General features: G+C 70.1%; 17 protein-coding genes. 7 read left to right on the top strand and 10 right to left on the bottom strand.

What is annotated here, in order from left to right:
* Positions 1-897, top strand: coding sequence for a ribonuclease Z (locus ACIBKY_RS19230; RefSeq protein ID WP_397097996.1), 897 nt, complete (start codon positions 1-3; stop codon positions 895-897).
* Here the strand turns inward: ACIBKY_RS19230 and ACIBKY_RS19235 are convergent.
* The 4 genes from ACIBKY_RS19235 to miaB all read right to left on the bottom strand — a co-directional run bounded on the left by ACIBKY_RS19235 (position 894) and on the right by miaB (position 5,517).
* Positions 894-1,562, bottom strand: coding sequence for a hypothetical protein (locus ACIBKY_RS19235; RefSeq protein WP_397097997.1), 669 nt, complete (start codon positions 1,560-1,562; stop codon positions 894-896). The two genes, ACIBKY_RS19230 and ACIBKY_RS19235, sit on opposite strands and share 4 nt — an antisense overlap.
* A gap of 66 nt (positions 1,563-1,628) precedes the next feature.
* A complete protein-coding gene (locus ACIBKY_RS19240) occupies positions 1,629-2,363 on the bottom strand; it encodes an isocitrate lyase/phosphoenolpyruvate mutase family protein (RefSeq protein WP_397097998.1) in 735 nt (244 codons plus the stop codon).
* A gap of 144 nt (positions 2,364-2,507) precedes the next feature.
* Positions 2,508-3,047, bottom strand: a complete 540-nt coding sequence (locus tag ACIBKY_RS19245) for a hypothetical protein (RefSeq protein WP_397097999.1) — start codon at positions 3,045-3,047, stop codon at positions 2,508-2,510.
* A gap of 979 nt (positions 3,048-4,026) precedes the next feature.
* The gene (gene miaB / locus ACIBKY_RS19250) at positions 4,027-5,517 is read right to left on the bottom strand and encodes a tRNA (N6-isopentenyl adenosine(37)-C2)-methylthiotransferase MiaB (RefSeq protein WP_397098000.1); all 1,491 of its coding nucleotides are present in this window, start codon (positions 5,515-5,517) and stop codon (positions 4,027-4,029) included.
* 173 nt (positions 5,518-5,690) lie between these two features.
* Between miaB and ACIBKY_RS19255 the strand changes: the two genes are divergently transcribed.
* The 5 genes from ACIBKY_RS19255 (at position 5,691) to ACIBKY_RS19275 (ending at position 10,778) form a co-directional block, all read left to right on the top strand.
* A complete protein-coding gene (locus tag ACIBKY_RS19255; RefSeq protein WP_376773517.1) occupies positions 5,691-6,410 on the top strand; it encodes an amino acid ABC transporter ATP-binding protein in 720 nt (239 codons plus the stop codon).
* Positions 6,411-6,428: 18 nt separating this feature from the next.
* On the top strand, positions 6,429-7,292 hold the full coding sequence (locus tag ACIBKY_RS19260; RefSeq protein ID WP_379616485.1) for a glutamate ABC transporter substrate-binding protein: 864 nt from the start codon (positions 6,429-6,431) through the stop codon (positions 7,290-7,292).
* 62 nt (positions 7,293-7,354) lie between these two features.
* Positions 7,355-8,023, top strand: a complete 669-nt coding sequence (locus tag ACIBKY_RS19265) for an amino acid ABC transporter permease (protein ID WP_397098001.1) — start codon at positions 7,355-7,357, stop codon at positions 8,021-8,023.
* Entirely contained in the window at positions 8,020-8,889 is an 870-nt protein-coding gene (locus ACIBKY_RS19270; RefSeq protein ID WP_397098002.1) for an amino acid ABC transporter permease, read from the top strand. Before ACIBKY_RS19265 ends, ACIBKY_RS19270 begins: the two co-directional genes overlap by 4 nt.
* 65 nt (positions 8,890-8,954) lie before the next feature.
* Positions 8,955-10,778 carry a prolyl oligopeptidase family serine peptidase gene (locus ACIBKY_RS19275; RefSeq protein ID WP_397098003.1) on the top strand — a complete coding sequence of 608 codons (1,824 nt, stop codon included), beginning with the start codon at positions 8,955-8,957 and terminating at the stop codon, positions 10,776-10,778.
* On the opposite strand, the gene ACIBKY_RS19280 is transcribed toward ACIBKY_RS19275, so the two are convergent.
* A complete protein-coding gene (locus ACIBKY_RS19280; protein WP_397098004.1) occupies positions 10,775-11,605 on the bottom strand; it encodes an NAD(P)H-binding protein in 831 nt (276 codons plus the stop codon). The two genes, ACIBKY_RS19275 and ACIBKY_RS19280, sit on opposite strands and share 4 nt — an antisense overlap.
* A gap of 313 nt (positions 11,606-11,918) precedes the next feature.
* Positions 11,919-12,947, bottom strand: coding sequence for a saccharopine dehydrogenase NADP-binding domain-containing protein (locus ACIBKY_RS19285; protein ID WP_397098005.1), 1,029 nt, complete (start codon positions 12,945-12,947; stop codon positions 11,919-11,921).
* Between the two features lie 88 nt (positions 12,948-13,035).
* On the opposite strand from ACIBKY_RS19285, the gene ACIBKY_RS19290 reads away from it, so the two are divergent.
* The gene (locus ACIBKY_RS19290) at positions 13,036-13,623 is read left to right on the top strand and encodes a TetR/AcrR family transcriptional regulator (RefSeq protein ID WP_397098006.1); all 588 of its coding nucleotides are present in this window, start codon (positions 13,036-13,038) and stop codon (positions 13,621-13,623) included.
* Between the two features lie 524 nt (positions 13,624-14,147).
* On the opposite strand, the gene rny is transcribed toward ACIBKY_RS19290, so the two are convergent.
* The 4 genes from rny to ACIBKY_RS19310 all read right to left on the bottom strand — a co-directional run bounded on the left by rny (position 14,148) and on the right by ACIBKY_RS19310 (position 19,763).
* Positions 14,148-15,764 (bottom strand): ribonuclease Y, encoded by a 1,617-nt coding sequence (gene rny, locus ACIBKY_RS19295; RefSeq protein WP_397098007.1) that lies wholly within the window; start codon positions 15,762-15,764, stop codon positions 14,148-14,150.
* A gap of 387 nt (positions 15,765-16,151) precedes the next feature.
* Positions 16,152-17,129, bottom strand: coding sequence for a recombination regulator RecX (gene recX / locus ACIBKY_RS19300; protein WP_397098008.1), 978 nt, complete (start codon positions 17,127-17,129; stop codon positions 16,152-16,154).
* Between the two features lie 11 nt (positions 17,130-17,140).
* On the bottom strand, positions 17,141-18,253 hold the full coding sequence (gene recA / locus ACIBKY_RS19305; protein ID WP_379611420.1) for a recombinase RecA: 1,113 nt from the start codon (positions 18,251-18,253) through the stop codon (positions 17,141-17,143).
* A 142-nt stretch (positions 18,254-18,395) separates the two neighbouring features.
* Complete coding sequence (locus ACIBKY_RS19310; RefSeq protein ID WP_397098009.1) at positions 18,396-19,763, bottom strand: PhoX family protein; 1,368 nt, start codon at positions 19,761-19,763, stop codon at positions 18,396-18,398.
* Positions 19,764-19,902: the final 139 nt, after the last annotated feature.

Here is a 19,902-nt window from a genome sequence, read left to right on the forward strand (position 1 = left end):
GTGTCCTCTCGTGAACTGGTCGTGCTGGGCACCTCAAGCGCGGTCCCTACCCGCCACCGTAATCACAATGGCTATGTTTTGCGGTGGGATGGCCAGGGCTACCTGTTCGATCCCGGCGAGGGCAGCCAGCGCCAGCTCCTGCACGCCGGGCTCAGCTCCAGCCAGCTGCACTGGATCTGCGTCACGCACTTCCACGGCGACCACTGCCTCGGCGTGCCCGGCATCGTCCAGCGCATCGCACGCGACCGCGTGCGGCACGAGGTCAAAGCGGTCTACCCGGCCAGCGGCGAGCAGTACTGGAACCGCCTGCGCCACGCCGCGGTCTTCACCGACACCGAAGCCATCACCGAACACCCCGTCTCCGGCGACACCGCCACGCTGCCGCCGCTGACCGCGCGCCGCCTGTCCCACCCCGTCGAGTCGTACGGCTACCGCCTCCAGGAACCCGACGGCCGCCGCATGCTCCCCGACCGCCTCAGAAGGCACGGCATCACCGGCCCCGACGTGCGCGTTCTGCAGCAGGAGGGCGTGCTGCGCGGCGTCACGCTGGAGACGTGCAGCACACCGCGCCCCGGCCAGTCGGCCGCGTTCATCATGGACACCCGCCTGTGCGAGAACGTCTTCGCCCTGGCCGACGGCGTGGACCTGCTGGTCATCGAGTCGACGTTCCTGTCGGCGGAAGCCGCCCTGGCCAAGGACTACGGCCATCTGACCGCGCAGGAGGCCGCGCTCGTCGCCAAGGAGGCGGGCGCGCGCCGCCTGGTCCTGACCCACTTCTCCGAGCGCTACGGCCTCGACGCCGAGCCGGTCTTCCTGGAGGAGGCCCGCGCGGTCTTCGACGGCGACGTGATCGTGGCCCGCGACCTCATGACCGTCCAGGTCCCGAAGCGCCTCTAGCTCCAGACCGCCACGGCGTATCCGACCCCGTACGGCGCACACTCCAGAACCAGCTCCGGCCGCAACTCCGCCCCCGCCGCCGCTCCGGCCAGCACCTGCAGGGGCGCCCGCCCACCGGCCCACAGCTCCGCCGCCTCGCCGGGGTCAAGCTCCGCGATCGCCGCGAGGTCCGCCTCGGCGAGCGCCTTGACCAGCCTTCTCTGGTACGGCTCCGCCGCGGGGTCCAGGTAGCCGGGGGACTTGCCGGTCAGCTTGGCCGAGCCGTCGGCCATGATCAGCAGCGCGACCCGCCGCATGGAGGCCAGGCGCTCCCCCAGCTCCAGGCACTGGGCGGGACCGGCGTCCACGGCCACCGCCAGGAACCCGTCCGGGTCGCCGCCCAGCAGCCATCGGCCGATCGTCAGGGACAACGGCAGGACCGGATCGCCCTCGCCGGTCCTGACGTCCACGCCCCAGGGGGCCAGCGAACCCGCCGAGCGCGGGCCGTACTCGCGTGTGGTGTCGTCACCGCCGACGACGAACAGCAGGTCGGGGGCGGCGGCACGCAGGGCGGCCACGGCCTGCGCGCAGGCCGCGCGCAGACCGTCGAGCTCGGGGGCGGCGGCACCGGCGAGCTCGGGCACGATCAGCGGAGGATGCGGGCAGACGGCCGCGGCGACAAGCACGCCGCCAGGGTATGCGAAGCCGCCTCACCCGCCGCGCACGCCCTCGACCGGGTCGTGGGCGGCGACCTACAGATAGGGGTTGCGGCCCTCGCGGACCCGGTCGAACAGGGCGACGGCGTGGGCATGCGCCGCGGCGTGCAGCCCGTGACCGAAGCTCACCCTGGCCACTCCCATCGCGGCCAGCTCGGCCAGAGCCGGTGAGCCCTTGTGGTAGATCACGTTCACTGGTCCGTCGATCGCCTTTACCAGGCCGGCGGGGTCCGGGGCGAGGATCGGGTAGACGCAGTCGGCGCCCGCCTCCAGGTACCGGCGGGCCCTGTCCGCCGCGTCCTCCCGCGTCTTGGCGCCGCCCAGGAAGGTGTCGACGCGAGCGTTGATCACCAGCTCTCCTCCGGCGGCGGCCCGTACCTCGGCCAGGAAGTCCGCCTGCTCCCCCGGGTCGGCCATCTGGCCGGTGCGAGGGTCGGAATCCTCCAGGTTGCAGCCGACGGCGCCCGTCGCCAGCAGGCGCTCCACCAGCTCGGCCGGCTTGAGCCCGTAACCACGCTCGATGTCGGCGGTCACCGGCACCTCCACGACCCGCGCGATCCGCCCCACCGCGGCCAGCATCTCCGCCACCGGAGTCGCCTCGCCGTCGTCGTAACCGAGCACACGCGCGATCGCCGCGCTCCCCGTCGCCACGACGGCGAACCCCGCCTCCTGAACGGCCCGCGCCGACACGGCGTCCCAGACGTTCGGCAGGACCAGGGGATCTCCGGGCACGTGCAGAGCTCGCAGGGCCGCGGCCTTCTGACTCGTCATACCCGGAACCTACGGCCGCGCCGGGCCACCTCAGTAGGTCCATTCACCCCCAGAACGGCCCGACCACTCCGCCGGACGTGGCAGACCTGGTCGGGCCGGGCTCTCTGGAAGTACGACGGTCCCGCGTCCGGGGTTCGGGGTGCGTCAGCAGCCGGACGCGGCGCATTGGCCGGTCAGTTCGCCGGCGGGGCCGTCCGCCGGGTTGTCCGGGGCCGTGGTGTTGTTGCCGGCCGAGCCCGGCTTGTCGGTGCCGGGCGTGCCGGTTCCGGGCTTGGGCGTTCCGGGGTTGGCGGTGTTCGGCTTGGCCGGGACCTGCGGGTTGGGGTTCCGGGGGTTGGGGTTCTGGGTGACGGCGTCCTGGGGAAGGTTCTCGTCGGCGGTGTCGCCGTCCTTGGGAGCGTCGGTGGTGACGTCGCCCACCGAGGCGTCCTCGTCCTCCGCCAGTCGCGGATCCGGCTTCTGCCGCGTCTGCTGCCCGGTCTGAGGCTGAGCGCCTCCGGCCGGGGACTTGTCGCCGTTGGCCAGGAAGAAACCGGCACCTCCCGCCGCGAGCGCGACCACCAGGGCCGACGCGACGATGATGACGGTCTTGTTCTTCTTGGAGGGGGTACGGCGTGCGCGCCGAGGCTCCTCGCCCGGTCCGTTGAGGATCTCAGGCTTGTCCGGCTCGGTCGGGTGATGCATGGGGGACAGCTCCCTGCGGTCGTATCGGGAAAGCTCGCCGGCTTCCGCGGGTGATGGACCACACTAGCCGCAGCAGTGGAATGCTCGCACACCCATCACAGCAACATTCATAAGGAATCACGACTTGTCACGCTTTGGAGCCATTCGCCCAGCTGGGCAGGGCCGGCTGACGTCCACCATTGCCGTGGTGATCGTCTTGGCCGTGGCCGGGTTCGGCATTCTGCTGGCATTCGGGCCTTCCGAAAGATCACCCGAACTCCACTATCGGGTAACACCGCTTTCCCCACCGCCCACGGCCCTCGAGGGAAACACCGTCCCCGCCGCCTGGATCCAGCTGATCCCCGCCCCCGGCAAGCCGCCCCCGCCGCCCTCTTCACCGCGCACACCCTTCCCAAGCCTGGGCCCACCGCCGGCGGACGGCTTCCCCCCGACCCTGCCCGGCACTCCCCTGGGCGACCACGCACCCCTGGGAACCGGCGCTCCCTCTGAGGGCGGCTCCCGCCAGAACACCCCCCGCCAAGCGGCCCCACCTGGCCAGAACAGCACCCCGCCCAGCAGCGACCCACCATCCCAGAGCCCCGCACCAGCCGACACCGACACCGGCGCTCCCGCCCAACCGGCCCAGCAGGCCCCCGGCCCGGCACCGAACCCGGGCCACAACCCGTGCGCCACCTTCCAAGACCTCCGCCGGGACTACTGCGACCGCCTACTCGGCAACCCCGGCTGACCCGGTACTGGCTGCGAAGACACCGGGTAACAGGGGCCGGAGCAGGGGGTCTGCGTGCGTTGTTACGGCGGGGACCACGTCCGGCACCGCCCACCGGACCGGGCCGCCCGCCGGGGTCGGCGGGCGGCGGGGGCGGCGGCTTGCCGTAACGGAAAGGGGGCGGACACAAAGAACGGGACAGCAACCCCGGGGGCGGACAGAAAGAACAGGACAGCAACCCGGGCGGGCACGAGGAAACGGAGGCAGTGGGGTCTAGTGGGCGGAGCAGGAGGCGGTGGGGGGAAGGGGCGCGGGGCGGCCGATGGTGGGCATGCCGAGGGAGATGCCCTTGGGCGCCGTGGAGCCCTGGCGGGCCTGCCACGCGTCGCCCGCGCGGGTCCGGCGGAGCGACCGCACGGCGCCGTCGGCCACCAGGTGGTGCGGTGCCGCGTACGTGACCTCGACCGTCACCATGTCCCCGGGACGCGGCGCCTCGCCGTCGCCCACCGCGAAGTGCACGAGCCGGTTGTCGCCCGCGCGCCCGCTCAGCCGCAGCGTGGCCGCGTCCTTGCGGCCCTCGCCCTCCGCGACCAGCACCTCAAGCGTCCGTCCGACCTGCTTCTTGTTCTCCGCCCAGGAGATCTCCTCCTGCAGGGCCACCAACCGCTCGTACCGCTCCTGCACCACTTCCTTGGGCAGCTGGCCGGGCATGGTGGCGGCGGGCGTGCCGGGCCGGATGGAGTACTGGAAGGTGAAGGCGTTGGCGAAGCGCGACTCGCGCACCACGTCGAGCGTGGCCTGGAAGTCCTCTTCCGTCTCGCCGGGGAAGCCGACGATGATGTCGGTGGAGATCGCGGCGTCGGGCATGGCGTCGCGGACCCGGGAGATGATGCCGAGGTAGCGCTCGGCCCGGTACGAACGGCGCATCGCCTTCAGCACCCGGTCGGAACCCGACTGCAACGGCATGTGCAGCTGGTGCATCACGTTGGGCGTCTCGGCCATGGCGGCGATCACGTCGTCGGTGAACGCGGCCGGGTGCGGCGAGGTGAAGCGGACCCGCTCAAGCCCTTCGACGGAGCCGCAGGCGCGCAGCAGCTTGCCGAAGGCGAGCCGGTCGCCGAACTCCACGCCGTAGGTGTTGACGTTCTGGCCCAGCAGGGTGACCTCGAGAACGCCCTGGTCGACCAGCGCCTGAACCTCGGCCAGCACGTCGCCGGGGCGGCGGTCCTTCTCCTTGCCGCGCAGCGAGGGCACGATGCAGAACGTGCAGGTGTTGTTGCAGCCGACCGAGACCGACACCCACGCCGCGTAGGCCGACTCGCGCTTGGTCGGCAGCGTCGACGGGAAGACCTCCAGCGACTCCTTGAGCTCGACCTGCGCCTCTCCGGCGATCCGCGCGCGCTCCAGCAGCACCGGCAGTGATCCGATGTTGTGGGTGCCGAACACGACGTCCACCCACGGCGCCTTGCGGACGATCTCGCCCTGGTCCTTCTGCGCCAGGCAGCCGCCGACGGCGATCTGCATGTCCGGGTTCTTGACCTTGGCCGGGCGCAGGTGGCCGAGGTTGCCGTAGAGGCGGTTGTCGGCGTTCTCCCTGACGGCGCAGGTGTTGAAGACGACCACGTCGGCGGCCCGGCCGTCGGCCGCGGCCACGTATCCCGCGTCCTCCAGCAGGCCCGACAGCCGCTCGGAGTCGTGCACGTTCATCTGGCACCCGTATGTGCGCACTTCGTAGGTGCGGGCGCTCTCCTGGGTAACAGTCATCGCACGTTCAAGGGTAGTCGTTGTACGGCTTGCGCCGTCCCCCTCACTGGCTAAAACTCCAGCTTGGTGGCGTGATGTGATCGGATCGGTACCGCCCGGTTAGTGACCAGCGTCCTTACGCCCTTTAGGTTGCATCCATGACGGAGAACGGGCACGCGTCTCCACTAGTACAAATGGAGAACGTCAACAAGCACTTCGGGGCGCTGCACGTCCTGAGGGACATCAACCTGACCGTCTCCCGTGGCGAGGTCCTGGTCGTGATCGGCCCTTCGGGCGGAGGGAAGTCGACGCTCTGCCGTACCATCAACCGGCTTGAGACCATCGACGCCGGGAAGATCGTCTTTGACGGGCAGGTGCTTCCGGACGAGGGCAAGGCGCTGGCCAAGCTCCGGTCCGAGGTCGGGATGGTGTTCCAGTCGTTCAACCTGTTCGCCCACAAGACGATCCGCGAGAACGTCACCCTGGGCCCCACCAAGGTGCGCGGCACGGCGAAGGATCAGGCCGACAAGCGGGCGATGGAGCTGTTGGAGCGGGTGGGCATCGCCACGCAGGCGGACAAGTACCCCGCACAGCTCTCGGGTGGGCAGCAGCAGCGCGTCGCGATTGCCAGAGCGCTCGCGATGGATCCGAAGATGATCCTTTTCGACGAGCCCACCTCGGCCCTGGACCCGGAGATGGTCCAGGAGGTTCTCGACGTCATGATCGGGCTCGCGCGCGACGGGATGACCATGATGGTCGTCACGCACGAGATGGGGTTCGCACGCAGGGCGGCCAACCGGGTCGTGTTCATGGCCGACGGGCAGATCGTCGAAGAGAACACCCCTGACGAGTTCTTCACCAACGCCCAGACCGACCGGGCGCGGGACTTCCTGTCGAAGATCCTCACGCACTGAAGATTGAGGTAAAGACTCATGTACAAGCGTCGAATCGGCGCCGCGGGCGCCGTGGCCGCACTCGCGGTCGGACTGGCGGCCTGTGGCGGCGGCGGGGGCGGCAGCTACTCCACCGTGGTCGACAAGGTGACCGGTGCCAGCGAGATCATCGTGGGCACGAAGTGGGACCAGCCCAGCCTGGGCCTGAAGACCGGCAACGAGCCCGTCGGCTACGACGTCGACATGGCCAAGGCCGTCATCAAGGAACTGGCCGCCGGCAAGGATGTCAAGATCACCTGGAAGGAGGCGCCGTCCAAGAACCGCGAGGCGCTGCTCCAGAACGGCACCGTTGACATCATCTTCGCCACGTACTCCATCACCGAGGAGCGCAAGGGCAAGGTCTCCTTCGCCGGGCCGTACATCGTGGCCCACCAGGACACCATGGTCCGCGCGGACGACGCGGCCATCGCCAAGGCGATGGACCTCAAGGACAAGCGGATCTGCCAGGCCGCGGGCTCCAACTCCTACAAGCGCATCACCGACCCGCCGCCGGACGGCAAGCTGGGCCTGCCGGCCAAGCTGGTCGGCGCGAGCAACTACTCGGAGTGCGTGCAGAAGCTGAGCGGCTCGAACCTCGACGCGGTCACCACCGACGACCTGATCCTGGCGGGCTTCGCCAAGCAGGCCGGCGGCAACTTCAAGATCCTCGGCGACCCGTTCACCGACGAGAAGTACGGCATCGGCCTGAAGAAGGGCGACACCAAGACCTGCGAGGCGGTCAACAAGGCCGTCACCTCGCTGTACCAGAAGGGCGAGGCCCAGAAGATCTGGACCACGTGGTTCGGCGACGCCAAGGGCCTGACGGCGCCCACCGCCGCGCCGCCCTTCGAGGGTTGCGCGTAAGGACACGCCCATGTCGCGGCGGCCGGTGATCCGGCCGCCGCTGCTATATGCGGTGGAGCACAATGGACGAACTCATTGAATACGGGCCGGACCTTCTCAAGGGCTTCCTGGTCAACCTTCAACTGTCGGCGATCTGCACGGTCCTCGCGCTGGTCCTGGGCACGATCCTGGTGGCGATGCGGGTCTCCCCCATCCCGGTCCTCCGGGCCGCGGGCACGACCGTCGTCAACGTCGTCAGGAACACGCCGCTGACCCTGCTGCTGGCGTTCAGCGCACTGGGTCTCAGCGACACGCTCGGGCTCACGTTCTCGGACGAGCCGTACGACAACGCGTTCTGGCTGGTCGTGATGGCCATGTCCGTGTACGCCTCGACGTTCGTCTGCGAGGCGCTGCGCTCGGGCATCAACACCGTGCCCATGGGCCAGGCGGAGGCGGCGCGGGCGGTCGGGCTGACCTTCATGCAGACGTTGCGGCTGATCATCCTCCCGCAGGCCTTCCGCGCGGTCATCGCGCCGCTGGGCAGCGTCGTCATCGCCCTGATCAAGAACACCACGGTGGCCCAGGCGGGCGGCCTGCTGGCCGACGCGGCGTTCGTGATGTACGACACCTTCGACACCACGGGCGTCTCCATCCCGATCTTCATCGGGCTCGTCATCGCCTTCATGGCGGTCACCCTCCCGATCGGCTGGTTCACCGGCTGGCTGGCCAAGCGACTGGCGGTGGCGCGATGACCAAGCAGGCGACCGTCCTCTACGACGCCCCCGGCCCCAAGGCTCGGCTGCGCAACAACCTCTACACGCTGATCACCGTGGTCGTCCTGCTGGGCATCGCCGCGTTCGTGGTGTTCAAGCTGAACGAGAAGGGTCAGTTCGCCGGCAACATCTGGGCGCCCTTCTTCGAGTGGGAGACCTGGAACCAGTACCTGATCCCCGGTGTGCAGGGCACGCTGACGGCGGCGGTGCTGGCCTCGATCTTCGCGCTGATCTTCGGCTCCGTCTTCGGCCTGGCCAGGCTCTCCGACCACAAGTGGATCAGGATCCCGGCGGGCTGGGTGGTGGAGGTCTTCCGCGCCATCCCGCTGCTGCTGCTGATCTTCTTCATCTGGTTCCTGGCACCCGACCTCATGGGCGGCGGCGACTACGGCCTGCTGGCGCTGGTGATCGGCCTGACCCTGTACAACGGATCGGTGCTGGCCGAGGTGGTGCGGGCCGGCGTGCTCGCCGTGCCGAAGGGCCAGTCGGAGGCCGCCTACGCGATCGGGATGCGCAAGAGCAGCGTGATGCGGCTCATCCTGCTCCCGCAGGCGCTCACCGCGATGATGCCCGCGGTGGTGAGCCAGCTCGTGGTCCTGCTCAAGGACACCGCGCTCGGCTACATCATCACCTACATCGACCTGCTGAACATGGGCTTCAAGATCCTGCCTTCCGTGCACTTCGGCACGAAGCTGGTCGCGGCCATCTTCATCGGCGTCTTCTACATCGGGCTCAACATGCTGCTCAGCTGGTTCGCCAACTGGCTGGAACGGCGTAGCCGCCGCAGCCGCAAGACCGCGGCACAGCCGGTGGCCCTGACCACCGACATGGGCAACATCGCCTGAGTTCGTGAGGGGTGGTTCCACGCGACCACCCCTCACGAGCGGCCGTTTTCCGGCAGGATGCGGCTATGCCGTGGCCTTCCCCCATCTCCACCACCGACGTCGCGCGTGCGGCACTGCGGCTGGGCTGGCCCAGCGCCCAGTCCGGCCAGGTGTGGTGGACAGAGGACCGCCCCGACGAGGGCGGCCGCACGACGATCATGCACAGGGCCGCCGACGGCGCACGGAGCGAGCTGCTGCCCGCCCCCTGGAACGCCCGCACCCGCGTCCACGAGTACGGCGGGCGCCCCTACGCCGTCACCGCCGACGACCGGATCGTCTTCACCCACCAGCCCGACCAGCGCCTCTACCTCCTCGACGGCGAGCCACGGCCGCTCACCCCCGACGACGGCGCCCGCTACGCCGACCTGCTCGTCCGCGACGACCAGGTCTGGTGCGTACGCGAGCGCCACACCGGCGACGGCAAGGTCGTGCGCGCCATCGTCTCGGTCCCCTTAGAGGGCGGCGACCCGCGCGAATGGGTGACCGGCGCCGACTTCTACGCCGCCCCCGCCCTCTCTCCCGACGGCCGTCACCTGGCCTACATCTGCTGGAACCACCCGCGCATGCCCTGGAACGGCACCGAACTGCGCGTGATCCGCCTTGAGGACGGCTCCTCCTGGACGGTCAAGGGCGGCTCGTCCGAGTCTGTCCTGTCCCCGCAATGGAAGGACGACCAGACCCTCTACCTGGTCTCCGACTGGTCGGGCTGGTGGAACCTCTACCAGATCACCATGTACGGCACCTCCTCACAGGCGCTCTTCCCCGCCGAGGAGGAGTTCGCGTGGCCGCTGTGGGTGCTGGGCGGCCGGCCGTACCTGCCGCTCGGCGACGGACGGCTCGCGGTCGTGCACGGTCGCGGGGACCTGCGCCTGGCGCTGCTCGACCCCGACTCGGGCGAGCTCACCGACCTCGACGTCCCCTACGACGGGTGGGAGCCCAAGCTCGCCGCCGACGGCACGTCGGTCATCGGGCTCGGGTACGGCGGCGCCGTCCCCAGATCCGTGGTCAGGATCGACACGGTCACCGGCCGGGTGGAGGCGCTGCGGCGCGGCATCGACGAACTGCCCGACATCGCCTACCTGCCCAGGGCGCGCGCGGTCGAGTTCCAGGGCAGGTTCGGACGGCACGTGCACGGCTTCCTCTACCCGCCCGCCAACCCGGAGGTCAGGCAGGAGGGCCGGACGCCGTACGTGGTGTTCGTGCACGGCGGCCCCACCGGGCACGCGCAGTCGGAGCTCGACCTGGAGAAGGCGTTCTTCACCTCGCGCGGCATCGGGGTACTCGACGTCAACTACGGCGGCTCAAGCGCGTACGGCAGGGCCTACCGCGACCGGCTCAAAGGCCAGTGGGGCGTCGTCGACGTCGAGGACACGATCGCCGCAGCCGAATGGCTGGCCGCCGAGGGCCTCGCCGACCCGGCCAAGATCGCGGTGCGCGGCGGCAGCGCCGGCGGCTGGACGGTGATGGCCGCCTGCTGCCGTTCCGACGTGTTCGCCGGTGGCGTCTCCTACTACGGGGTCAGCGCGCTGGCCCCGCTCATCGCGCACACCCACGACTTCGAGTCCCGCTACATGGAGTGGCTGGTCGGCGCCGACGAGTCCGTCTACGCCGAGCGCGAGCCGCTCGCCCTGGTGTCCGGGGTGTCCTGCCCGATGTTGCTGCTCCAGGGGCTGGAGGATCCGATCGTGCCCCCGGAGCAGTCGAGCGCGTTCGCCGACGCGCTGCTGGAGCGGGGGATCGCGTGCACGTACCTGGCGTTCGAGGGAGAATCCCACGGCTTTCGCCGCGCCGAGACCCGCACCACCGCCCTGGCCGCCGAACTGGCCTTCTACCAGCAGATCTTCAGCTAGCTCCGGCCGATGACCAGCGGCGCGCGCCCGCCCACCCGCTCGATCACGTCGGTGACGCGGTAGAGCGGATGGTCGCCCGAACCGATGAACCGGAAGATCCCCCACAGATGGGTCAGATGATCCACCGTGTACGGGTCCCCGTACCGCTCCATCGCCCGCTCCTCCCAGACCTCCGGCGCGACGTCCACATACTCCAGCCCCAGCGCCGCCGCGGCCTCCCCGGCCGTCGCCATCTGCCCGGTCAGCGGTACGACCCGGTCCACCGGCCCCGCCTCCTCCAGGAACCCGGCCGCCACCCTGGCCACGTCCTCGGCGGCGATGAGGGGGATCTTCGTGTCCGGCGCGCCCAGCGGAAGGGCCAGCTCACGTTCGTCGGCCGCCACCAGAAGGTTCTCGAAGAACACCGCGGCCCGCAGGTGCACCGCACCGACCCCGGCCCAGTCGAAGACCTGCTCCGACAGCCAGTGGCGGCGCATGCGCGGGGTGAACGCCTCGGGTGAGGCGTCCAGCTGCGACACCTCCACCACCCGCTCCACCCCCGCCCGCCTGGCCGCCGCGGCGACCGAGGCGGTGGCGTCGAGGAGGCCCGCGGTCACCGGATAGGTGAAGTAGACCCGCGATACCCCCTCGCAGGCCTTGACCACCTGCGAGATCTCCCGCAGATCACCGACCACCACCTCGGCGCCCCGCTTCCTCAGCTCCTCGGCTCGATGGTCGTCCTGGCGCACGAACGCCCGCACGCGGTGACCACGCTCAAGCAGCAGCTCGGCGACCAGGCGCCCGGTACCACCCTGGGAGCCACCTGCGGCTCCGGTAACAAGAATCATCGTGACGCCCTTCTCTCAGTAGCCCAGCCCATCCACCCGCGACACCGCTTCGGCCTGCCGCCGCGTGTTGACCGCGTACCGCCTCTGCGTGCGCGCCTTGTCCGCCACGCGATGCCACCCTGTGCGGAACACCGCTTCCGCCCGCCCGCTCGACGGCCCCACGCAGCCGTCCGCCTCAACCTGCGTGACACCGTGTCCCACGCGGGTGCCGCCCGTGCGGCGCGGCGCCTCCGCTTGACGGCCCCACGCGGCGTGCTCCGGGTGGCATTTCTCCCGCTCAGCGCTCCTCCCTCCTGCCCGTGTCCCGGGGTGGTCAGGAGGGGGTGAGGGGTTCGGGCAGGGTCAAGGTGAAGAGGCCGAGCCGTTCCAGGTCGCGCAGGAACGGCGTGGCGGCGAAGGCCTGCGCGGGGCCGTAGACGCCCGGACGGTCAGGGCCGCGGCCGTCGGCCAGGCGGAGAGCCGCTTCCACCGAGGCCACCGCGCTCTCCTTCCACAGGTCACGCCCGCTTACCTGACCGGCCCGGTTGCCGTCGGCCGTCACCACCTGAACGGCGACGGTGAAGTGGGATCCGGCGCGGGTGGCGGCGTCGACGTGTTCGTTGGTGAACGCGCGTTCGTCGCTGAACGTGTCGGCCGTCAGCTGCGCCTCCACCCGGCGGGCGGTCACGTGACGGGGAATGGTGACGACGTCCGACGACGGAAGGGGGGCGATCATGCTGCGCGGCCCCAGCGGCGGCGGGAAGGGGTAGACGGCGTTGCGCGGTTCGACGTCGCCGACGTGGAAGGCGCCGTCGGTGTAGGTGATGCGCCGCGTGTCGGCGAACAGCAGCTCGGCCGTCCCCTTCGCGCCGGTCGTCAGCATCCAGTCGCTCACCGCGTAGGCGACGGTGACCCGGTCGGCCTCACCCATCCCGGCCGCCACGGCGCCCGCGAGCAGGTCGCCCAGCCCGCCGTAGAAGCTCATCGCGGTGACCATGGTGATGCCGGCGCTCTGGGCGCGGGTGTCCATCTCGGCGTACATCCAGGCCGTGTGGTGCTGCTCAAGCGCGTGGTCGACGTAGTGGCAGCCGCCGTCGGCGGCGGCCTGCGCGACCGGCCGCCCGGTGTGGGTGAACGGCCCCGCGCAATGGATCAGTACGTCAGCCTCGGCGGCCAGCTCCCGCAGGGCCGCCGGGTCGTCCAGTGCGGCCTGGCGGACCCGGGCCCCACCGAGTTCGCCGGCCATGGCCTTGAGCCTGCCCTCGTCGCGCCCGGCCAGGATGACCTCCGCGCCCCGGGCACGTAATTCGGCGGTGGCCAGGCGGCCGGTGTGGCCGGTGGCTCCGTAGACGGCGATGTTCACGACTCGCCTCCGTGTTTCATACTGACGGTAGGTAACTTGCCTTCGAAGTTACGTACCGCGAGTATGCAAGTCAATGGGGAGCACGAAGATGACGCGCCGCACGCAGGCGGAGCGCTCGGACACGACCACGTCGCAGCTGATCGGCGCGGCGCGAAAGCTGTTCGGCGAGTACGGCTACGCCGCCACCTCCATCGACGCCGTGGCCGCCACGGCCGGGGTCACCAAGGGCGCCGCCTACCACCACTTCACCGGAAAGCTCGGCCTGTTCCGCGCCGCCTTCACCCGCGAACAGGAGGAGATCGCCACCCACCTGGAAGAGGTGGGCGCCGCATCCCCCGACGCGTGGACGGCCCTGCTGCACGGCTGCAGCGCATTCCTGGAGCGCTGCCTCGACCCGGGCTTCCGCCGCATCGTCCTGCTGGACGCGCCATCGGTGCTGGGCTGGGAAGAGGTGCGCCAGATCCAGCACGCCCACACCCTGCGCGTCCTGCTGGACGCCATGCGAGCAACCGACGACACGCTCCCCGCCGACGCGTTGGCGATCAGAGGACAGCTGATGTTCGGCGCCTTGTGCGAAGCCGGCATGCTCCTGGCCCGCTCCCCCGACCCAGCCGCCGCCCTACCCCCCATAACCACCCAGGCAAACCACCTCCTAACCGCCCTCCACACCCCCTGACACCCCCGAGGCACACCTCACGGACCCCTCGATCCCACACCTCACGACCCCTCGATCCCACAACCTCACGGGCCCCCGGTCGCACACCTCACGACCCTCCGCCTGCCCGCCTCACGGCCCCTCGGGTCGCACGCCTCACGACCCCTCGGTCCCACAACCTCACGGCCCCTCGGTCGCACACCTCACGGCCACTCCGCCTGCCCGGCGCCTCGCGATCCCCGCCCTCTCAGCCCTTCCATTGGACGCCTCACGCTCTGGGGGGTGTGGCATGCGGTGTCCGGGCCGTCGGGGGCCGTGGGGGAGGTTGACGAAGGGCCGTTGCGGCGGGCGCCACGTCCGACGTGAGAAGCGATCCCCCCGACCTGCCCGGCGCACGTCGGCGGGTGGGGGTGGCGGCGGCTTGCCGTAACGGAAAGAGAGGACTTGCCGTAACGAAAGAGGGCCGCAACGGAAAGAGAGGACTTGCCGTAGCGAAAGAGGGCCGTAACGGAAAGAGAGGGCTGTCCTTGCTGGGAAAGGGGTGGTCAGCGGGCGAACTCGGTGGCGCGGGATTCGCGGACGACGGTGATGCGGATCTGCCCCGGGTAGGTGAGTTCTTCTTCGACCTGTTTGGCCACGTCTCGGGCGATCACCTGGGCCTGGATGTCGTCGATCGCGTCCGGCTTCACCATCACGCGGATCTCGCGCCCGGCCTGCATCGCGAACACCTTGTCCACGCCGTCGTACGACTGGGCGATCTCCTCCAGCCGCTCCAACCGCTTGACGTAGGCCTCCAGCGACTCGCGGCGCGCACCCGGGCGGCTGCCGGAGATGGCGTCGGCGGCCTGCGTCAGTACGGCCTCGACGGTCCGGACCTCGACCTCGTTGTGGTGGGCCTCGATGGCGTGGACCACGTCCTCGTCCTCGCCGTAGCGCCGGGCGATCTCCGCGCCGATCAGCGCGTGGGAGCCTTCCACCTCGTGCGTCAGGGCCTTGCCGATGTCGTGCAGCAGGGCGCAGCGCTTCATGAGCGCCTGGTCCATCTTGAGCTCGGCGGCCATGATGCCGGCGATGTGCGCGGATTCGATGAGGTGCTTCAGGACGTTCTGTCCGTACGAGGTGCGGTAGCGGAGCTGGCCGAGCAGCAGGGTGAGCTCGGGGTGCATGTCCGTGATGCCCAGCTCTACCAGGGCGTCCTCACCGGCCCGCGCGCACAGGTCGGCGACCTCCTGGCGGCTGCGGTCGTGCGCCTCTTCGATGCGTTGCGGGTGGATACGCCCGTCGAGCACGAGCTTTTCGAGGGTGAGCCTCGCCGTTTCCCGGCGTACCGGGTCAAAACACGACAGCAGCACCGCTTCCGGGGTGTCGTCGATGATGAGGTTCACGCCGGTCGTGGATTCGAACGCGCGGATGTTGCGCCCCTCGCGGCCGATGATGCGGCCCTTCATCTCGTCACCCGGCAGGTGCAGCACGCTGACGACCGACTCGGCCGTCTGCTCGGCCGCCACCCGCTGGACGGCCAGCGTAACGATCTTGGTAGCCCGCTTCTCGCCCTCCTTGCGGGCGGTGCCCTCGATGTCGCGGATGATCAACGCCGCCTCGCGCTTGGCCTGGTTCTCGATCTCCTTGACCAGCTCGGACTTGGCCTGATCCGCGCTCAACCCGGACACCCGCTCCAGAATGGCCCGGCGCTCGTCCTCGACCTGCAGCAGTTCCTCGCGCCGCCCGGCCAGCTCCGTCTCGGTCTCGGCCAGCTTGCGGTCGCGTTCGCTCTGGCGCCGTGCCTCCTCGTCGAGCCGCTGCTCACGCTCGGCCAACCGGCCTTCCCGGCGTTCGAGGTCGGTACGCAGCTCCTTGAGCTCGGTCTTCAGGATCCGGCTCTCCTCCTCGACCTCGCGCCGCATCTGCGTCGCGCTCGCCGCCGCCTGCTCCGACCTGCGCAGGATGTCCTCGGCGTCGGTCTCCGCCTTCGCGCGGATCTCCCCGGCCTCCAGGCGCGCCTGCTCCAGTTCCTCGTGGACGGCCGCCCCCTGCTCGGGGGACGGCTTCGCCGTACCTGGAACGTGCCCGGACGTACGCCGCAGCACTATCACCAGTGTCGCCATCGTCACGAACACCAACAGGAGCACAGCCACCAGCAACACCACGACCAGCGGATCCATGTGCTCCCCGCCCTCCTCGCGTCACAAGACTTTCCAAACGCGGACTGAAAAACGGGAGGGGTCACGTGCGCGGCACAGACAGCCCGATCGGCGTATGGACCGATATCAAGCCAAGACCGACCGGGCGTCGGCCCACTCGGCCAACACCTCGCCTGTCTCGGTCAATCGAGCTCGCTCGTACGTCGTTCACCGGTATGGCAATCCGCGCTGCGCGGAGTAACTCCTCACTGCCGTCGAGGTTATGCGTCGAACAAGTCACGAGCAAGCAAACGCATCATCAAGCGTGTCTTACCGACCACTACATACCAATTCAGACAGTTATCCGGCCCAACACCCCAAAGACCCCCAATGTCCCAACCCAGACGGGTCTTCGGCTACCGGCGCCCGCTAGGAGAAGTCATCCTCTATCTCCACGCCCTCCTGCTCCAACGCCTCCCGGATCACCCGGAACGCCAGCCCGCCCGAGTACCCCTTGCGCGCGAGCATCCCCGCGAGCCGCCGGGTACGGACCTGAGGATCAAGCCCCCGGGTGGAGGACAGCTTGCGATCCACCAGCCGCCGGGCGGTCTCCGCCTCCTGGTCGGAGTCAAGGCGTTCGACCGCGTCCTTGACCGTGTCGTTGTCGACACCACGATGGCGAAGCTCGGCGGCCAGAGCACGCCGGGCCAGGCCGCGACCATGGTGCCGGGAGTCGACCCAAGCCTCCGCGAACGCCTCGTCGTTGATCAGCCCGAGCTCGGTGAACCGGTCGAGCACGGCATCGGCCGCCTCCTCGGGTATCTCCCGCTTGCGCAAGGCCTCGGCCAGCTGTGCCCGGGTCTTGGGCGCCAGCGTGAGCATCCGCAGGCAGACGGCCCGCGCCACCGCCTCGGGGTTGGCCGGTGGCCCGGCGGCGGCTCCGCTGCCCTCGTCCGGCCCGTCCGGCAGCCACCCGCCGCCTGAACCGTCCTGCGACCGTCGCCGGCCGCCACGTCCGGAGCCTCTGGAGCCCTTGGACCCCCGCCCGGACCGGCCGCCACGCCGCGATCCCCGCTTCCCCGCTCGATCAGGCTCTCCCGCGGGCTCGGCGAAGAGTCCCCGGCTTCCCCCCGCCTCGGGCTCGGGCGGCTCGGCCGGTACGTCAGGAGTCCCCCAGCTGGTCCAGGGGGCCGGGCCGCCGGGAGGTTCGTCGAAGGCCCCGGGCTCCGGCCCGGGAGGCGGGGTTGGAGGCTGCCGGGTGGCGCGTACCTCGTCCAGCGAGGCCGGCCAGCCGTCCGCGGGCTTGCCGCGACGGGCGGAGCCCTTGCCGCGGCCCCGTGCGGGACCGTCCGGCCAGGCGCCCCAGTCGTTGGGGTGAGGCGCCCGTGCCGGGTCGTCGTCGCTCACGTGCCGACCGATCAGACGTCACCGGGCTTCGGCGCCGCCGCGGCCTTGGCGCGGCCCGTGGGCGCGGCGGGCGCCGTGGCCGGCGCGGCGGCGGCCGGCGGAGCGGCGGCCTCGGCCGGGGCGTCCAGGCGCGGGCCGACGCCCAGCTTGTCCTTGATCTTCTTCTCGAGCTCGTTGGCCATGTCGGGGTGGTTCTTCAGGAAGTTGCGCGCGTTTTCCTTGCCCTGGCCAAGCTGCTCACCCTCGTAGGTGTACCAGGCGCCGGACTTGCGGACGAAGCCGTTCTCCACACCCATGTCGATCAGGCCGCCCTCGCGCGAGACGCCCACGCCGTACAGGATGTCGAAGTCGGCCACGCGGAACGGCGGGGCCATCTTGTTCTTCACGACCTTGACCCGGGTACGGTTGCCGACCGCCTCCGTGCCGTCCTTCAGGGTCTCGATACGGCGGATGTCGAGGCGGACCGACGCGTAGAACTTCAGCGCCTTGCCACCCGTCGTGGTCTCGGGCGAGCCGAACATGACGCCGATCTTCTCGCGCAGCTGGTTGATGAAGATGGCGGTGGTGCCGGTGTTGCTGAGGGCGCCGGCGACCTTGCGCAGCGCCTGGGACATCAGGCGGGCCTGCAGGCCAACGTGGCTGTCGCCCATCTCGCCCTCGATCTCCGCCTTGGGCACCAGGGCGGCGACCGAGTCGATGACGATGATGTCGACGGCGCCCGACCTGATCAGCATGTCGGCGATCTCAAGCGCCTGCTCACCGGTGTCGGGCTGGGAGACCAGGAGGGCGTCGGTGTCGACACCGAGCTTCTTGGCGTACTCGGGGTCGAGGGCGTGCTCGGCGTCGATGAAGGCGGCGATGCCGCCCGCGCGCTGGGCGTTGGCCACGGCGTGCAGGGCGACCGTCGTCTTACCCGAGGACTCGGGCCCGTAGACCTCGACGATCCTGCCCCGGGGGAGCCCGCCGATGCCGAGTGCCACGTCGAGCGCGATCGACCCCGTCGGGATCACCTCGATCGGCGCGCGGGCGTCGTCACCGAGGCGCATGACGGAGCCCTTGCCGAACTGCCGCTCGATTTGCGCGAGGGCAGTCTCAAGGGCCTTCTCGCGGTCGTTGATAGCCATGGGAACTCCCCTGAAGGGTCGTGGTCGGTCGGTCGAGTGAAAGCTACGGGCTGCCACCGACAATTTCCCGCCGTCGCCACGAAGTCGCGGTCCGGCGTGTTTCATAGTAGCCGAACGGCTGTTCGATCAACTCCGGAACACGCTACAACGAACCACGTCGCCAGGGGCCGGTGATGGCGAAGGTGATCCCCGGCGTCTGGATGTTGGCGAAAAGCCACTTCCCGCTGGGGTCGAAGACCGATCCGCACCACTCGGAGCCCCGGTAGTCCCCGGCCGGGACGCTCTTGCCGGGCACGCCGCCCTCCGGGATCACCACCGCGTTCTCCGCGAACGGGAAGATCTCGCCGTCCGTGGTGAGCCCGTGCAGATACTCCGCGCCGCTCCCGTCCTCGCACAGCACGATCCCGCCGCGGGGGCTCACGCAGATGTTGTCGGGGTTGTTCAGCACCGAGGCGTCCGGCGAGGCGAACAGCACGCGCATCTTGTCGCGCCGCAGGTCGTACTCGAACACCTGCCCCTGGCCCGCGGGCCCGCCGCTGGTGCTGACGATGTAGATCTTGCGATGGTGGTACCAGGCGCCTTCGAGCCTGCGGAAGGAGGCGCCGCCCTTGGCGATCCCCTGCTCCACCACGGAGGTCTCATCGGGCCCCGGGTCCGGCTCGTCGATGCCGACCCACCCGACCTCCGGATAGACCGTCCCGGTCCCGTCGGCGTAGGTCGTGTAGGGGCCGTCGCCGATGGTCAGCATCTCCAGTTTGCCGCCCTTGCCCAGCTTGCCGCGCACGCGCGGGCGGAAGCGGTAGAGCCCGCTGGGAGTGGCGTCCTCCGTCTCGTACACGTACCCGGTCGCGGGGTCCACCGCGACGGCCTCGTGCGAGAAACGCCCCATCGCCTTGTACGGCACCGCGTCCGACACCCCGTCATGCGGCACCTCGAAGATGTACCCGTGCCGCACCTCCCCGTTGACCAGCGTGGTCTCCTCGCACGACAGCCAGGTCCCCCACGGAGTGGGTCCGCCGGCGCAGTTGCGCACGGTTCCCGACAGCGAGGCCCACGACGCCAGGAAGGCACCCCTGCGGGTGTCGAAGGCGAGGTTGGTGGTGCCGCCGCCGGCCTGGGGGTCGTAACTGGGGGAGACATAGGCGCCGGTCAGGTCGCCGACCTCGTGGTTGCGGACCAGGATGGTGGCGTGCGCCCCGCCGTACCGGAAACCCCATCGAGGGCGGAAGGCGGCCATTCCGTCGTGCAGGGCGGGGGTGGGGCGGCCGTCGGTCATGCGGTCGCCGGTCCAGCCGTGGGAGACGTAGGAGAAGCCTTCCGGCAGTTTGAGCAGTTCGAGACCGGTCGTGCGGTCGCGTACGGGACGGAGCGGGCCGTAGTCGACGCTGAACGGGTGTTTCACCATCGTCGTGGCGTCGGCCGTGCGCGCGGAGAGCGCGGCGAGCGGTCCGCCGGCGGCCGCGCCGATCGCCGCGGTGCGTAAGAAGCGGCGCCTGTCGATGCTTGTCATGGTTGCACCCTCCTCGCCGCCAGTGTCCGTCCGGCGACGCGCGGGTGTCACGTGCCTGAACCGACAGGACATTCCCGTGCATTGCGCCACCCCTGTTGCCATGCCCCGTGAGCTGGGGAGATCCTGAGGGCAACGGTCG

This window comes from Nonomuraea sp. NPDC050394, assembly GCF_044459065.1.
Taxonomy (GTDB): domain Bacteria; phylum Actinomycetota; class Actinomycetes; order Streptosporangiales; family Streptosporangiaceae; genus Nonomuraea.

Bases quoted from the DNA above. Each gene is read 5' to 3' on its own strand.
- ACIBKY_RS19240 (WP_397097998.1), bottom strand. From the start codon at position 2,363: ATGACGAGTCAGAAGGCCGCGGCCCTGCGAGCTCTGCACGTGCCCGGA.
- ACIBKY_RS19245 (WP_397097999.1), bottom strand. From the start codon at position 3,047: ATGCATCACCCGACCGAGCCGGACAAGCCTGAGATCCTCAACGGACCG.
- miaB (WP_397098000.1), bottom strand. From the start codon at position 5,517: ATGACTGTTACCCAGGAGAGCGCCCGCACCTACGAAGTGCGCACATAC.
- ACIBKY_RS19255 (WP_376773517.1), top strand. From the start codon at position 5,691: ATGGAGAACGTCAACAAGCACTTCGGGGCGCTGCACGTCCTGAGGGAC.
- ACIBKY_RS19260 (WP_379616485.1), top strand. From the start codon at position 6,429: ATGTACAAGCGTCGAATCGGCGCCGCGGGCGCCGTGGCCGCACTCGCG.
- ACIBKY_RS19265 (WP_397098001.1), top strand. From the start codon at position 7,355: ATGGACGAACTCATTGAATACGGGCCGGACCTTCTCAAGGGCTTCCTG.
- ACIBKY_RS19270 (WP_397098002.1), top strand. From the start codon at position 8,020: ATGACCAAGCAGGCGACCGTCCTCTACGACGCCCCCGGCCCCAAGGCT.
- ACIBKY_RS19275 (WP_397098003.1), top strand. From the start codon at position 8,955: ATGCCGTGGCCTTCCCCCATCTCCACCACCGACGTCGCGCGTGCGGCA.
- ACIBKY_RS19280 (WP_397098004.1), bottom strand. From the start codon at position 11,605: ATGATTCTTGTTACCGGAGCCGCAGGTGGCTCCCAGGGTGGTACCGGG.
- ACIBKY_RS19290 (WP_397098006.1), top strand. From the start codon at position 13,036: ATGACGCGCCGCACGCAGGCGGAGCGCTCGGACACGACCACGTCGCAG.
- rny (WP_397098007.1), bottom strand. From the start codon at position 15,764: ATGGATCCGCTGGTCGTGGTGTTGCTGGTGGCTGTGCTCCTGTTGGTG.
- recA (WP_379611420.1), bottom strand. From the start codon at position 18,253: ATGGCTATCAACGACCGCGAGAAGGCCCTTGAGACTGCCCTCGCGCAA.
- ACIBKY_RS19310 (WP_397098009.1), bottom strand. From the start codon at position 19,763: ATGACAAGCATCGACAGGCGCCGCTTCTTACGCACCGCGGCGATCGGC.